13 protein-coding genes are annotated in these 11,926 nt (G+C 70.5%); 6 read left to right on the top strand and 7 right to left on the bottom strand.

Annotated features, from left to right (window positions below):
• Window positions 1–89: 89 nt before the first annotated feature.
• The 4 genes from H284_RS0104995 to H284_RS0104980 form a co-directional block, all read right to left on the bottom strand.
• On the bottom strand, window positions 90–1,523 hold the full coding sequence (locus tag H284_RS0104995; protein WP_020075364.1) for a DHA2 family efflux MFS transporter permease subunit: 1,434 nt from the start codon (window positions 1,521–1,523) through the stop codon (window positions 90–92).
• A 77-nt stretch (window positions 1,524–1,600) separates the two neighbouring features.
• On the bottom strand, window positions 1,601–2,152 hold the full coding sequence (locus tag H284_RS0104990) for a TetR/AcrR family transcriptional regulator (protein ID WP_020075363.1): 552 nt from the start codon (window positions 2,150–2,152) through the stop codon (window positions 1,601–1,603).
• A 59-nt stretch (window positions 2,153–2,211) separates the two neighbouring features.
• Window positions 2,212–3,249 (bottom strand): hemolysin family protein, encoded by a 1,038-nt coding sequence (locus H284_RS0104985; protein ID WP_020075362.1) that lies wholly within the window; start codon window positions 3,247–3,249, stop codon window positions 2,212–2,214.
• Window positions 3,242–4,564, bottom strand: coding sequence for a hemolysin family protein (locus tag H284_RS0104980; RefSeq protein WP_039731290.1), 1,323 nt, complete (start codon window positions 4,562–4,564; stop codon window positions 3,242–3,244). The genes H284_RS0104985 and H284_RS0104980 overlap by 8 nt, the downstream gene beginning before the upstream one ends.
• 229 nt (window positions 4,565–4,793) lie before the next feature.
• Between H284_RS0104980 and H284_RS0104975 the strand changes: the two genes are divergently transcribed.
• Window positions 4,794–5,171 carry a VOC family protein gene (locus H284_RS0104975; protein WP_018190131.1) on the top strand — a complete coding sequence of 126 codons (378 nt, stop codon included), beginning with the start codon at window positions 4,794–4,796 and terminating at the stop codon, window positions 5,169–5,171.
• Window positions 5,172–5,210: 39 nt separating this feature from the next.
• Here the strand turns inward: H284_RS0104975 and H284_RS0104970 are convergent, their stop codons facing one another.
• Both H284_RS0104970 and H284_RS0104965 read right to left on the bottom strand, forming a co-directional pair.
• Entirely contained in the window at window positions 5,211–6,290 is a 1,080-nt protein-coding gene (locus tag H284_RS0104970; protein ID WP_020075359.1) for an NADH:flavin oxidoreductase/NADH oxidase, read from the bottom strand.
• A gap of 8 nt (window positions 6,291–6,298) precedes the next feature.
• Window positions 6,299–6,916, bottom strand: coding sequence for an HAD family hydrolase (locus H284_RS0104965; protein ID WP_018190133.1), 618 nt, complete (start codon window positions 6,914–6,916; stop codon window positions 6,299–6,301).
• An 84-nt stretch (window positions 6,917–7,000) separates the two neighbouring features.
• Here H284_RS0104965 and H284_RS0104960 point away from each other — a divergent pair, with 84 nt between their 5' ends.
• From H284_RS0104960 to H284_RS0104940, 5 genes are all read left to right on the top strand, one after another.
• Window positions 7,001–7,858 carry an ADP-dependent NAD(P)H-hydrate dehydratase gene (locus H284_RS0104960; protein WP_018190134.1) on the top strand — a complete coding sequence of 286 codons (858 nt, stop codon included), beginning with the start codon at window positions 7,001–7,003 and terminating at the stop codon, window positions 7,856–7,858.
• A 57-nt stretch (window positions 7,859–7,915) separates the two neighbouring features.
• Window positions 7,916–9,256, top strand: a complete 1,341-nt coding sequence (locus tag H284_RS0104955; RefSeq protein ID WP_039731204.1) for a glycosyltransferase family protein — start codon at window positions 7,916–7,918, stop codon at window positions 9,254–9,256.
• 15 nt (window positions 9,257–9,271) lie between these two features.
• Window positions 9,272–9,580, top strand: coding sequence for a thiamine-binding protein (locus tag H284_RS0104950; RefSeq protein ID WP_018190136.1), 309 nt, complete (start codon window positions 9,272–9,274; stop codon window positions 9,578–9,580).
• 1 nt (window position 9,581) lies between these two features.
• A complete protein-coding gene (locus H284_RS0104945; RefSeq protein WP_020075357.1) occupies window positions 9,582–9,815 on the top strand; it encodes a hypothetical protein in 234 nt (77 codons plus the stop codon).
• A 140-nt stretch (window positions 9,816–9,955) separates the two neighbouring features.
• Window positions 9,956–11,248: an MFS transporter gene (locus H284_RS0104940; RefSeq protein WP_020075356.1), complete on the top strand. Its 1,293-nt coding sequence runs from the start codon at window positions 9,956–9,958 to the stop codon at window positions 11,246–11,248.
• Between the two features lie 15 nt (window positions 11,249–11,263).
• Here the strand turns inward: H284_RS0104940 and H284_RS0104935 are convergent, their stop codons facing one another.
• Window positions 11,264–11,917, bottom strand: a complete 654-nt coding sequence (locus H284_RS0104935) for a response regulator (RefSeq protein WP_018190139.1) — start codon at window positions 11,915–11,917, stop codon at window positions 11,264–11,266.
• Window positions 11,918–11,926 lie beyond the last annotated feature (9 nt).

Below are 11,926 nucleotides of genomic sequence, written 5' to 3'. Positions count from 1 at the left end.
CCCTCCGTCGAGTACGCACAAACTGCACGCGGATCATGCGATCCGCGTGCAGTTTGTGCGTACTCGACGGAGGGTCGGAGGCCGGAGGGTCAGTTGGAGCGGGAGCGGACCAGTGCCGTGATCGCCGCGCCGACGACCGCGAGCACCGCGGTGCCCAGGAACAGCAGGAGGAATCCGCCGGCGGCGGCGTCGGACCCGCTGCTTCCCGCGTCCAACAGCGCGGAGGTGCGGGCGGAGGCGATGCCGCCGAGGACGGCGAGGCCGAGCGCGCCGCCGATCTGCTGCGCGGTGTTGACCAGACCGCTGGCCAGGCCGGACTCCGGCTCCGGCACACCGCGGACGGCGAGCTGGGTGACAGTGACGAAGGAGGCGCCCAGGCCGAGACCGATCACGATGCTCGGCAGGATGAACCCGGCGATGAATCCGGTGCTCCCGGCGAGGGCGAACCATACGACCCCGGCGGCGAGCACGACGAGCGCACCGGCGAGCGTCGTGCGCAGGCCCACCCGGGCGACGACGGCCGGGATCACACCGGCGATCGCGACGAGTGCAATGGCGAGGGGCAGCTGGCTGAGTCCGGCCGACAGCGCATCCAGGTGGAGCACCTCCTGCAGGTAGACCGAGAGCGCGAAGAACAGCGCGACCGTGGCGCCGCCGACCAGCAGCATCACGATGTCGCCGGCGAGGGCGTCGCGATTGCGGAAGAAGGAGAACGGCAGCAGGGGGTGGGCGGTACGGCGTTCGATCAGCACGAACGCGGTGAGGAGGACGACCGCTGCGGCAGCGAGCCCCAGGACGATCGGGTTGGTCCAGCCGAGCGTGCCGCCCTCGCTGAGGGCCGCGACGGCCGCCGCGAGTCCGAGGGTCGCGGTCGCGGCTCCCGCCGCATCCATCCGCTCGGTATCGCCGGCCGGGTCGCGGTTGATGAGGAACGGGATGACCGCGAGCACGAGGATGCCGACGGGCACGTTCACGAAGAAGACGGCGGACCAGCCGAAGGCCGCGGTGAGCACACCGCCGAGCAGGACGCCGGCCGCGCTGCCCATCCCGGCCACCGCACCCCACAGGCCCAGGGCCTTCCCGCGCGCCTCGGCGTCGGGGAAGAGCTGCGTGAGGAGAGCGAGGGATGCGGGCGCCAGCAGGGCGGCGAACGCGCCCTGAACGGCCCGTGCCCCCAGGAGCATGGTGCCGTTCACGGCGAGAACGGCCGCGAGCGACGCCAATGCGAAGCCGGCGACGCCGACGAGGAAGACCCGGCGGTGCCCGAACCGGTCGGCGAGACGTCCGCCGAGCAGGAGGAGACCGCCGAAGGGCAGGACATAGGCGGTCACCACCCAGGCGAGCGCCGCGGTGTCGAGACCGAGGGCGGTGCCGACGGTCGGCAGTGCGATGTTGACGATGGATGCGTCCAGCACCACCAGGAACTGTGCGAGGGCGAGCACGCTGAGCGCCCACCAGCGGTGCGTGCTGCGGGGAGTGGCCGCGGCGGCAGGTGCCGCTGCGGTGGCGAGAGACGTTTCCATGGGACTGTCCTTTCGTTGTGAGTGATCGATCAATCACTCCTGGGAGCCGGGTGATGGCGGTGGGGTCGAAGGGGGGATCAGGCGTGCTGGATGCTGTTCGTGAGCGTTCGTGCCCATTCCTCGGGCACGTCCTCCAGGCCGGCCGTGACCACCAGGTGGCACAGCTGCCCGTAGGCGATGAAGCGCTGGACGGCGTCGGGCTCGGCGCCCGATCGGATCGTGGCGAAGCGGGTGATCCGGGCGAGTCCGCGCCGGAGCGCCTCCCGGATCTCCGGGACGTCCGAGGCGGACTGCGCGTGCACCTGCAGCATCAGGAGCGAGCGGTCTCCGATGAGCTCCGCGTACGCGTCGCCCATCCGGTCGAGGATCACCGTCGGCGTCTCGCCGTCGGCGCTCCGGGCGCCGGACTCCAGCGCGTTCTCGATCCGCTCGAAGCAGCGCTCCAGCGCGGCCACGAACAGACCCTCCTTACTCGGGAAGAGCTTGAAGACGTAGGCGGGGGAGATGTCCGCATCCTTGGCGACCGCCGCGATGGGGGTGCCGAGGTAGCCGCCGACGGCGAAGACGGCGATGGCGCTGTCGAGCACCGCCTCGCGGCGGTCGTCTGCGGTGGAGAGTGTTCGTGCCATGTGAGTGACTGTACACTCACTCTTGCAGGAGGGTCAAGAAGTTTGTGGGGAGAGCCGGCTCAGGTGCGCCGGGTCGCGTCCTGGACCTCGCCGACGAGCTCCTCGATGATGTCCTCCAGGAACAGCACTCCGGCGGTGGCGCCCTCCGCGTCGACGACCCGGGCCAGGTGGCTGCCGGACCGGCGCATGGTGGCCAGGGCGTCCTCCAGGTCGCTGCCGGCGAAGACGGTCACCAGGCGACGGATGCGCTTGGCCGGCACGGGGAGCTCGAAGCCGGTCTCCTCCAGGTCGAGCACGTCCTTGAGGTGCAGGTAGCCGGTCGGCTCGCCGTCGGCGTCCGGGACGACGTAGCGGGAGAAACCGTGCTTGGCGACGGCCTTCTCCACGTCGGCGGGAGTCGGGGCGGACGGAAGGGTCACGAGCGCGTCGAGCGCGACCGCGACATCCCGCACCTTCTTCTCGGTGAACTCGAATGCCGCCGTCAGGGCGCCGGTGCGGTCCGTCAGCACGCCCTCCCGGGTCGACTGCGACACGATCGTCGCGACCTCGTCGAGGGTGAACGTGCTGGCCGCCTCGTCCTTCGGCTCCACCCGGAACAGGCGCAGCACTGCGTTCGCCGTCGCGTTCAGGGCGACGATGATCGGTCGGACGGCACGGCCGATGCCGACGAGCGGCGGAGCCAGCAGCAGCGCGGCCTTGTCGGGCATCGAGAACGAGATGTTCTTCGGGACCATCTCGCCGAACACGACGTGCAGGAACGACACGACGATCAGCGCGACGATGAACGCGATGGTGCCGATGACCTCCTCGGACCACCCGGTCGCGTGCAGGGGCACCTCCAACAGGTGGTGGATCGCCGGCTCCGAGACGTTCAGGATCAACAGCGAGCACACGGTGATGCCGAGCTGCGTCGTGGCGAGCATCAGCGTCGCGTGCTCCATGGCGTACAGAGCGGTCTTGGCGCTGCGCTTCCCGCGCTCCGCCAGGGGCTCGATCTGGGAGCGGCGTGCGGAGATCACCGCGAACTCGGCACCGACGAAGAAGGCGTTGACGGCGAGCAGCACGACCAGCCAGGCGATTCCGGCCCAGTCACTCATGAGCCGCCCCCTCTCCGTTCATGCCCTCGGTGACGGGCACCGGATCGGGCGTGTAGCGGATGCGGTCGACCCGGCGGCCGTCCAGGCGCTCGACGCGCAGGGTGCCGCCGTCGATCACGACCTCGTCGCCGACCTTCGGCAGCCGGCCGAGCTCATTCATGACGAAGCCGGCGACGGTCTCGTACGGCCCCTCCTCGGGGACGGTGACGTCGGCACGCTCCTCCAGCTCGTCCGGGCGCAGGATGCCGGGGAAGGTGATCGAGTCACGCCCGCGGATGACGCCCGCGCGCGTGCGGTCGTGCTCGTCCGCCACCTCGCCGACGATCTCCTCGACGAGGTCCTCCAGCGTCGCGATGCCCGAGGTGCCGCCGTACTCGTCGACGACGACCGCGAGCTGGTAGCCGCGGGCGCGCAGCTCGCCGAGCAGCGTGTCGAGACCCATCGTCTCGGGAACGCGCAGTGGGTCGGTCATCAGGGCGGAAGCGGGCACACGCGAGCGTCGCTGCCGGGGGACGGCGACGGCCTGCTTGACGTGGACGACGCCGAGCACGTCGTCGATGTCATCGCCGATCACCGGGAACCGCGAGTATCCGGTCTTTCTCGCCAGCTCGCTGACCGCCTGGGCCGGATCGGTGCGCTGCACCGCTTCGATGCGCGGCCGGGGCGTCATCACATCCGAGGCGGTGCGGCTCGAGAAGGCCAGCGTGCGGCTGAGCAGGGTGGCGGTGTCCTCCTCGAGGACACCCGCGCTGGCCGACCGGCGCACCAGCGACGACAGCTCGTCGGCGGTGCGCGCACCGGACAGCTCCTCCTTCGGCTCGATGCCGAGCAGACGGAGGATCCCGTTCGCGGTGCCGTTCAGCAGGGCGACGAACGGCCGGAACACCGTCGTGAACACCGTCTGGAACGGGATCACCAGCTTGGCCGTCGCGAGCGGAAGGGCGAGGGCGAAGTTCTTGGGCACGAGCTCGCCGAGGATCATCGACAGCAGCGTCGCGACGGCGATCGCCACGACGGACGCGATCGGCGTGACGGCGCCCTCCGGCAGCCCGGTCGCCGTGAGCGGTCCGCGCAGCAGCGAGCTGATGGCCGGCTCCATCGTGTAACCGGTGAGCAGCGTTGTCAGCGTGATGCCGAGCTGTGCGCTCGACAGGTGCGTCGAGGTGATCTTCAGCGCGGCGATGGTCATGCTGAGGCGCGACTCGCCCCGCTCGCGACGTGCCTCCAGATCGCCGCGATCGAGGTTGACGAGGGCGAACTCGCTGGCGACGAAGAGCCCGGTCCCGACCGTCAGCAGCAGGCCGACGGCGAGCATGATCCACTCATAGAGCACGGCCGTCACCTCGCTCGCATCCCAGCGGGCTCGACACGGGCAACGGGCTGGCAGAGGGAGGGTCGTCCATTTGCCCGCCAGTATATCGAGGCGGAGAGCGCTGGAGCCGGGGTTTCCGGGGCGGATTCCCAGGCGGCGTAGACCCGCGATTCCAGTGGCCCCGAACGCGTCGCACGCGCGTATGGTGCCGCCTGGATGAAGGAGGATCCCCATGTTGGAGTCTTATGTGACGTACTCCGTCCTTCCTGCTTCCGACCTGCAGCGGGCCATCGAGTGGTACCGCGACAAGCTGGAACTCGAACCGGAGCGGACGACCGAGGGCGGTGTGCTGTACGGCACCGGGTCTGAGGCGAAGATCTTCGTGTATGAGACCGGGAACGCCGGCACCGCACAGAACACGGCGATGTGCTGGCTGACGCCGGACATCGAGGCCACGATGGCCCACCTGAGGGAGCGGGGAGTCACGTTCGCGGACTACGACTTCCCCGGCCTGCACACCGAGAACGGGATCGCGACGGACGACATGGGCCGATCGGCGTGGTTCCAGGACAGCGAGGGCAACTACCTCTGCCTCACAGAACCGGCCTGACCGCCGACGCAACGACCGGCGCGACCGCCGGCGCGCAGCTCAGCGCCAGCGCGCGCGGAGGTACTGCGGCGGCCAGTAGCCGATCTCGACGCCGAGCTCGTGAGCGGCCCGCAGCGGGAAGTGCGGGTCGCGCAGGAGTTCGCGTGCCAGCATGACCGCGTCCGCCTGGCCGCTCTCCACGATCTCCGCCGCCTGCTGCGGCGAGGTGATGAGTCCGACCGCGCTCACATCCACGTCGGAGGTGCTGCGCACGTGGTGGGCGAACGGCACCTGGTAGCCCGGGCCGAGCGGGATGCGGATGCCGGCCTGGATGCCGCCGCTGGAGATGTCGAAGAAGTCGGCTCCGGCCTCTTCGGCCCAGGCGGCCACCGTCGCGGTCTGGTCCTCGTCCCAGCCGCCCTCGGTCCAGTCGCTGGCGGAGAAGCGGACGAAGAGGGGCGCGTCCGGCGCCTCCTCGCGGACCGCCGCGATGATGCGAAGGAGCAGCCGAGCGCGGTTCTCCAGCGATCCGCCGTACTCGTCGGTCCGCCGGTTGGAGATCGGGGAGAGGAACTGGTGCAGCAGGTAGCCGTGTGCCGCGTGCAGCTCGATCACCCGGAAGCCCGCCTCGACCGACCGGCGCGCGGCCGAGCGGAAGTCGTCCACGATCGTGTCGAGACCGGCCGCATCCAGCTCGTCGGGAGTGTCGAGCCCGTCGAACGCGATGGGAGACGGTGCGACCGTCCGCCAGCCGCCTTCCGCCTCGGGGACGGAGCCGGTGCGGCCCTCGAAGCCCCACGCCGGCCACGACGACGCCTTGCGGCCGGCATGCCCGAGCTGGATGCCGGGAACGGCGCCCTGACTCTCGATGAACGCGGTGATCGGCTTCCAGGCGTCCCGCTGCTCGTCCGTCCAGATGCCGGTGTCGCGCGGGCTGATCCGCCCCTCCGGATTGACCGCGGTCGCCTCGGTGAAGACGATGCCGCTGCCGCCGGTCGCGAACGATCCCAGGTGGATCAGGTGCCAGGTGCCGGGGACGCCCGACTGGTCGAGCACCGAGTACTGGCACATCGGCGAGGTCCAGATGCGGTTGCGGGCGGTGACGCCGCGCAGGGTCAGGGGATCGAAGAGAGAGGGCATACCTCCATCTAAGCGCCGAGACCTTCCAGATATGCCCGGAGGCCGCTCGGCGATGTGAACACGTGCCCGGAGATCCCGAGCGCTTCGGCGCCGCGGACGTTCGCCTCCTTGTTGTCGATGAAGACCGTCTGCTCCGGCGTCACCCCGAGTTCGGAGAGGACGTGCTGGAAGATCTCCGGGCTGGGCTTGATCGTGCCGAGCTCTCCGCTGACGAACACCTTCTCGAACAGGTCGCCGAGGGTCCCGTGACGGAAGTAGGAGCCGAAGTCGCGGCCGGCGTTCGAGAGCAGCGCCATCCGCGTACCGCCCTCCTTGAGGTCGAGGAGGACCTGGAGGGTGTCGTGGTCGATCGTCAGCCAGCTCCGGAAGTCGGCGAGCCACAGCCGGTGGATCTTCGCGTCGCCCCAGTTCTCGCCGAGCTCGCGCTCGATCCCGCGCCAGTACGACTGGATGCTCAGCGTGCCCTGGTCGAGCGCATCCCGGTGGCGCCAGTACGCCGGCCAGAACACGTGCGGGTCGCCGCCCGCGAGTTCGGTCAGGGCGGCACGGTCCTCGTCGGACGGGGTCACCGAGATGACCTCGCCGTAGTCGAACACGATCACCTTTCCGGGGATGCTGATCGCCATGCTCACAACCTATCGTGAGGTCGGTAGGGGTTCGATGGGCCTGGGCCGGTGAGCGGCCGACAGGAGCGACGACGGGAGGCGCCGATGACCGACTGGCAGAGCTGGGACGAACGGGATGCCGCGGCATGGATCGCCGTGCCGCAGGAGTCGAGTGACAAGTACTCGCGCGGTGTCCTCGGGGTGGTGACCGGATCCGACCGCTACCCCGGCGCGGCGGTGCTCGGGGTGGAGGGCGCTTCGCGCACCGGTGTCGGCATGATCCGCTACCTCGGCGCCGACCGCCCGGCCGAGCAGGTGATGCGCCGCCGACCGGAGGTCGTGACCGCCCCCGGGCGCGTGCAGGGCTGGCTGATCGGCTCCGGCATGGATGCGGCCAGCCGTCCGGCGGACGACGCGCAGCGCCTGCGTTCGGCCCTCCGCGACGGGACGCCGCTCGTGATCGACGCAGGAGCCCTCGACCTCGTCGGTCGCGCCTCCGCGCCGGTCGTCGTCACGCCGCACTTCCGCGAGCTGGCGACGGTGCTCGCCGCCGGGGCGGACGACGACTCGGACGCGGTGACCGCCGACGACATCGCGGCAGACCCGGCCGGCTGGACCATCCGTGCCGCCGAGAGCCTGGGCGTGACCGTCCTGCTCAAAGGCCACACGACGTACGTCGCGGCGCCCGGCGGGCCGCGGTACGCCGTCACCGCCGGTCCTGCGTGGCTTGCGACGGCCGGGAGCGGCGACGTGCTGGGCGGCGTGCTGGGCGCACTCGTGGCGACGCATGCCCGCGAGATCGACGAGGACGGCCACACGGCGCTCGCCGCGCTCGCCGCGACCGCCGCGTGGGTGCACGGCCGGGCGGGGGAGCGGGCGTCCGACGGCGGGCCGATCGTCGCCCTCGACATCGTTGGCGAACTCCCCGGGGTGGTGCGCGAGCTGGTGCGTGCGGCGGGCTGAGAGACCGCGCAGCGCGGTTCAGGAAGGCGCCCATCGCATCCCCTAGGATGTGGCGCTATGGGGATGGATGCGGTGCCGCTGAGCGCCGCGCCGACCCCTCGGGCACAGCCCGGCCTGCTGCAGCGGGTGGCCTACAGCCCGCTGTCGCTGTGGATCGCGTTCCTCGCCGTCCACCTGATCATCAGCGGCCTCGCCCTCGACCAGGGCAAGGGCCTCGGCGACGTCTTCCTCGTCTACAAGCCCTGGGCCCAGCTCGCGGCGCAGGGCACCCAGATCGTCGGCGTCGACTCCGACTGGGTGTATCCCTTCGGCGCGATCGTGCCGATCATGCTGCCGCTGCTGTTCGGCGCGGACGGGTACGTCTGGGCGTGGCTGAACATGGTGCTGCTGCTGAACGCGGCGGCCTTCGCCGTGCTGATCGTCGGGCGTGAGCGGCGCCGGCTGATCGCGGCCTGGTGGTGGCTGGCCTTCCTGCTCCTGCTGGGGCCGATCGCCGTCGGGCGCCTGGACTCGGTCTCCGCATCTCTCGCGATCGTCGGGCTGCTCTGGCTGACCCTGCACGAGCGCGCGGCGGTCGTCGTGCTGACCGCGGCGACGTGGATCAAGGTGTGGCCGGCCGCCGTCCTGCTCGCCGCGGTCGTCGCCCTGCGCTCGCGCCGGCACATCGTGCTCGTCGTCGTGGTCACCTCCGCGGTGATCGCGGCCGTGCCGCTGATCTTCGGTGCCGGCTGGCACATCCTGAGCTTCATCACCATGCAGACCGACCGGGGGCTCCAAATCGAGGCGCCGGTCAGCACGTTCTGGATGTGGCAGGCCGCGTTCCACGTGCCGGGTGCAGAGGTCTACTACGACCGTCAGCTGCTCACGTTCCAGGTCAGCGGTCAGGGGACCGCGGCGGCCGGCGCGCTCATGAACCCGCTGTTCGCGGCGACCGCGATCGTCGTGCTGCTGATCGGCGTCCGGGCGTACCGGAGGGGCACCCCGTACACGCGCATCCTCCCGGAGCTGTCGCTCGCTCTGGTGACCGCATTCATCGCCTTCAACAAGGTCGGCTCGCCGCAGTACGTCGTGTGGCTGGCCGCACCGGTCGTCATCGGGTTGGTCTATCAGGGCCGGGGGTTCCGCATCCCGGCGCTCCTGGTGCTGGTCACCGCGGGGCTCACCCAGGTCTTCTATCCGTTCCTGTACGACTGGCTGCTCGTGCCGGACCCGGGGATGGTCGCCGTGCTGACCGTGCGCAACGTCATGTACTTCGTGATACTGGGGTGGACCGTTGCGGCGCTCTGGCGCCGGCGTCACCGCCAGGAGGCGGCCGGCGACCTGGTTCCGGCCCACGCGTGGCCGTTCCGCTCGGCCCCGGGAGCGCATCCCGAGCCGGTCGGCGGAAGCGCACGCTGAACGAAGGAGGAAGACATGCTGGTGGCGTTCTCTGTCGCGCCGAGCGGCGGTGAGGGAGCGGACGCGTCGGTGCACGACGCGGTCGCCGCGGCCGTGCGCGTGGTGCGCGAGTCGGGCCTCCCGAACCGTACGGACGCGATGTTCACGACGATCGAGGGGGAGTGGGACGAGGTCTTCGACGTCGTCCGCCGCGCCACCGAGGCGGTCGGCCGATACGGGTCGCGCGTCTCCCTCGTGCTGAAGGCGGACATCCGTCCCGGGTACTCCGGCGAGCTCGACGGCAAGGTCCAGCGGCTCGAGGCCGCGCTGGAGCGAGGCGACTGACGTGGATGTCGACACCCTCCTGCTCCTGCTCTTCGGCCTGTTCGTGCAGTTCGGACCCTTCCTGATCATCGTCGCGGTGCTGGTGGGCGGCGTCCTGCTGGGCTGCGTCGTCGTCGCCATCGTCGGCGCGGTGCGGGCCGGGGTGTCGAAGCCCGAGGAGACCCGCGACGTGGATGTCGCTCAGTTCTTCGAGGAGCAGACGGCCGCGGCCGCCGCGGGCGACCGCCGCGCCTAGCCTCCTCCTCCGCCCCCTCCTCTCCCGCGGTCGCGAGATTCGTGCCGAATGTGCGCTTTGCGCCGCGCATTCCGCACTTTCGTGCCGAATGCGCGAGGGGGACCGCCGCGGGTCGAAACGATTCGATATAGGCTGGTGCGGTGACCCCGCTTATCGACGGGCCGACGAAGCTGTCGTCGGCCCGTATCCGTCTTGCGCTGCTGGCGCTCGCCCTCGGTGGATTCGGCATCGGATCGACCGAGTTCGTCGCGATGGGCCTGCTGCCCAACATCGCGCACGACCTGCTGCCGCAGCTGTACGCCGCCTCGCCGACCGACGCCAACGCGCAGGCCGGCTGGATCATCTCGGCGTACGCGCTCGGCGTGGTCGTCGGCGCGCCCACGATCGCGGCGGTCGCCGCGCGCTGGCCGCGTAAGAAGCTGCTGCTCTGGCTGCTCGTGGCGTTCACCGTCGGCACTCTCGCCTCGGCGGTCGCCCCCACGTTCCAGCTCGTGATGCTCGCGCGCTTCATCTCTGCGCTGCCTCACGGCGCCTACTTCGGCATCGCATCCCTTGTCGCCGCCTCGCTGATGGGGCCGGGCAAGCGCGGGCGCGGGGTCGCCTTCGTGCTGTCGGGCCTCACGATCGCCAACGTGATCGGCGTTCCGACGATCACCTGGATCGGCCAGCACAGCGGATGGCGCATCGCCTACCTCGTCGTCGCCGCGATCTTCGCGCTGACGTTCGTCGCCGTCGCGCTGCTGGTGCCCTGGCAGGCGGGCGACGCGAAGGCGACCATGAAGAACGAGCTGCGGGCGTTCACCCGGCTGCAGGTGTGGCTCGCGCTGCTCATCGGCGCTGTCGGCTTCGGCGGCTTCTTCGCCGTGTACACGTACATCGCGCCCATCGTCACGACGATCACCGGGATGCCCGAGTCCACCGTTCCGCTGGTCCTCGTGCTCGCCGGCCTGGGAATGACGGTCGGCAACATCCTCGGCGGGCGTGCGGCCGACCACAGCGTCCGGCGCAGCATGCTGCTGTTCTTCGCGATCCTGCTGGTCGGCCTTGCGGCCCTCTGGCTGACCGCATCCACCATCCCCGGCCTGCTGATCTCGGTGTTCGTCGTGTCCGGAGCGTGCTCGGCGCTCTCGCCGACCATCCAGACCCGGCTCATGGATGTTGCGCGCGACAGCCAGTCGATCGCCGCGGCGCTCAACCACTCGGCGCTCAACATCGCGAACGCCGCCGGAGCGTTCTTCGGCGGCCTGACGATCGCGGCCGGTCTCGGCTACCTGTCGCCGGTCGTCGTCGGCGGACTGCTCGCCCTCGGCGGCATCGCGCTGGCGCTGATCTCGTTCGGCATCGACCGCTCGCGCATCCGGCGCGGTGTCGCCACCGGTTCGGTCGCGGCTCAGCGGCCGGAGCGGACCCCGGTCTCCGCGCCCGTCGACTGACGGACGCGGGTTCCGTCAGTCGTTCTGCAGCAGGATGCCGTCCTGGATGGCGCGCTTGCGGAGGGCGACCTTGGTGCCGACGTCGTAGCCGGCCACGCGGTACTTCTCGCGGATGCGCTTGAGGTAGCTCTTCGCGGTCTCGTCCGAGATGCCTAGCTGGAAGGCGACCGCCTTGACCGGCTCACCGGCGCCGTAGAGCGCCATCACGCGACGCTCCTGCGCGCTCAGCTTGGGGGCGCCGCCGACCTCCCCGGCGTTGAGTGCCAGGTCGAGCTCGGCCGAGATGAACGACTCGCCCTTGCGGGCGGCGCGGATCGCCTCGACGATCATCTCCGCATCCTCGCTCTTCACCAGGTAGCCCATCGCTCCGGCCGCCAGGGCCTCCCGGACCACCGCGGGCTCCGAGTAGGTGCTCATCAGCACCGTGGCGACGCCGGTCGTCTTGAGCGTCGAGAGCTTCAGCGAGATCGGGATGTTGTCCTTGAGGTCGAGGTCGAGGAGGACGACGTCCACCGGGAACTCGGGATGCGTCAGCAGCTCCGGCCAGCTCGCGACGGCTGCGACCATGCTGATGTCGTCCGCTGCACTGCGGATCCACTCGGTCAGTGCTCCCAGCAGCATCTTGTGGTCGTCGACGATCGCGATCCGGATCGGGGGTTCCTCGGCCATGGGGTGCCT

Origin of the sequence: Cryocola sp. 340MFSha3.1 (assembly GCF_000383315.1) — a bacterium.
Taxonomy (GTDB): domain Bacteria; phylum Actinomycetota; class Actinomycetes; order Actinomycetales; family Microbacteriaceae; genus Leifsonia.
Note: the sequence above shows the minus strand (reverse complement) of the source record. Positions and strands in the feature narration are given on the sequence as shown.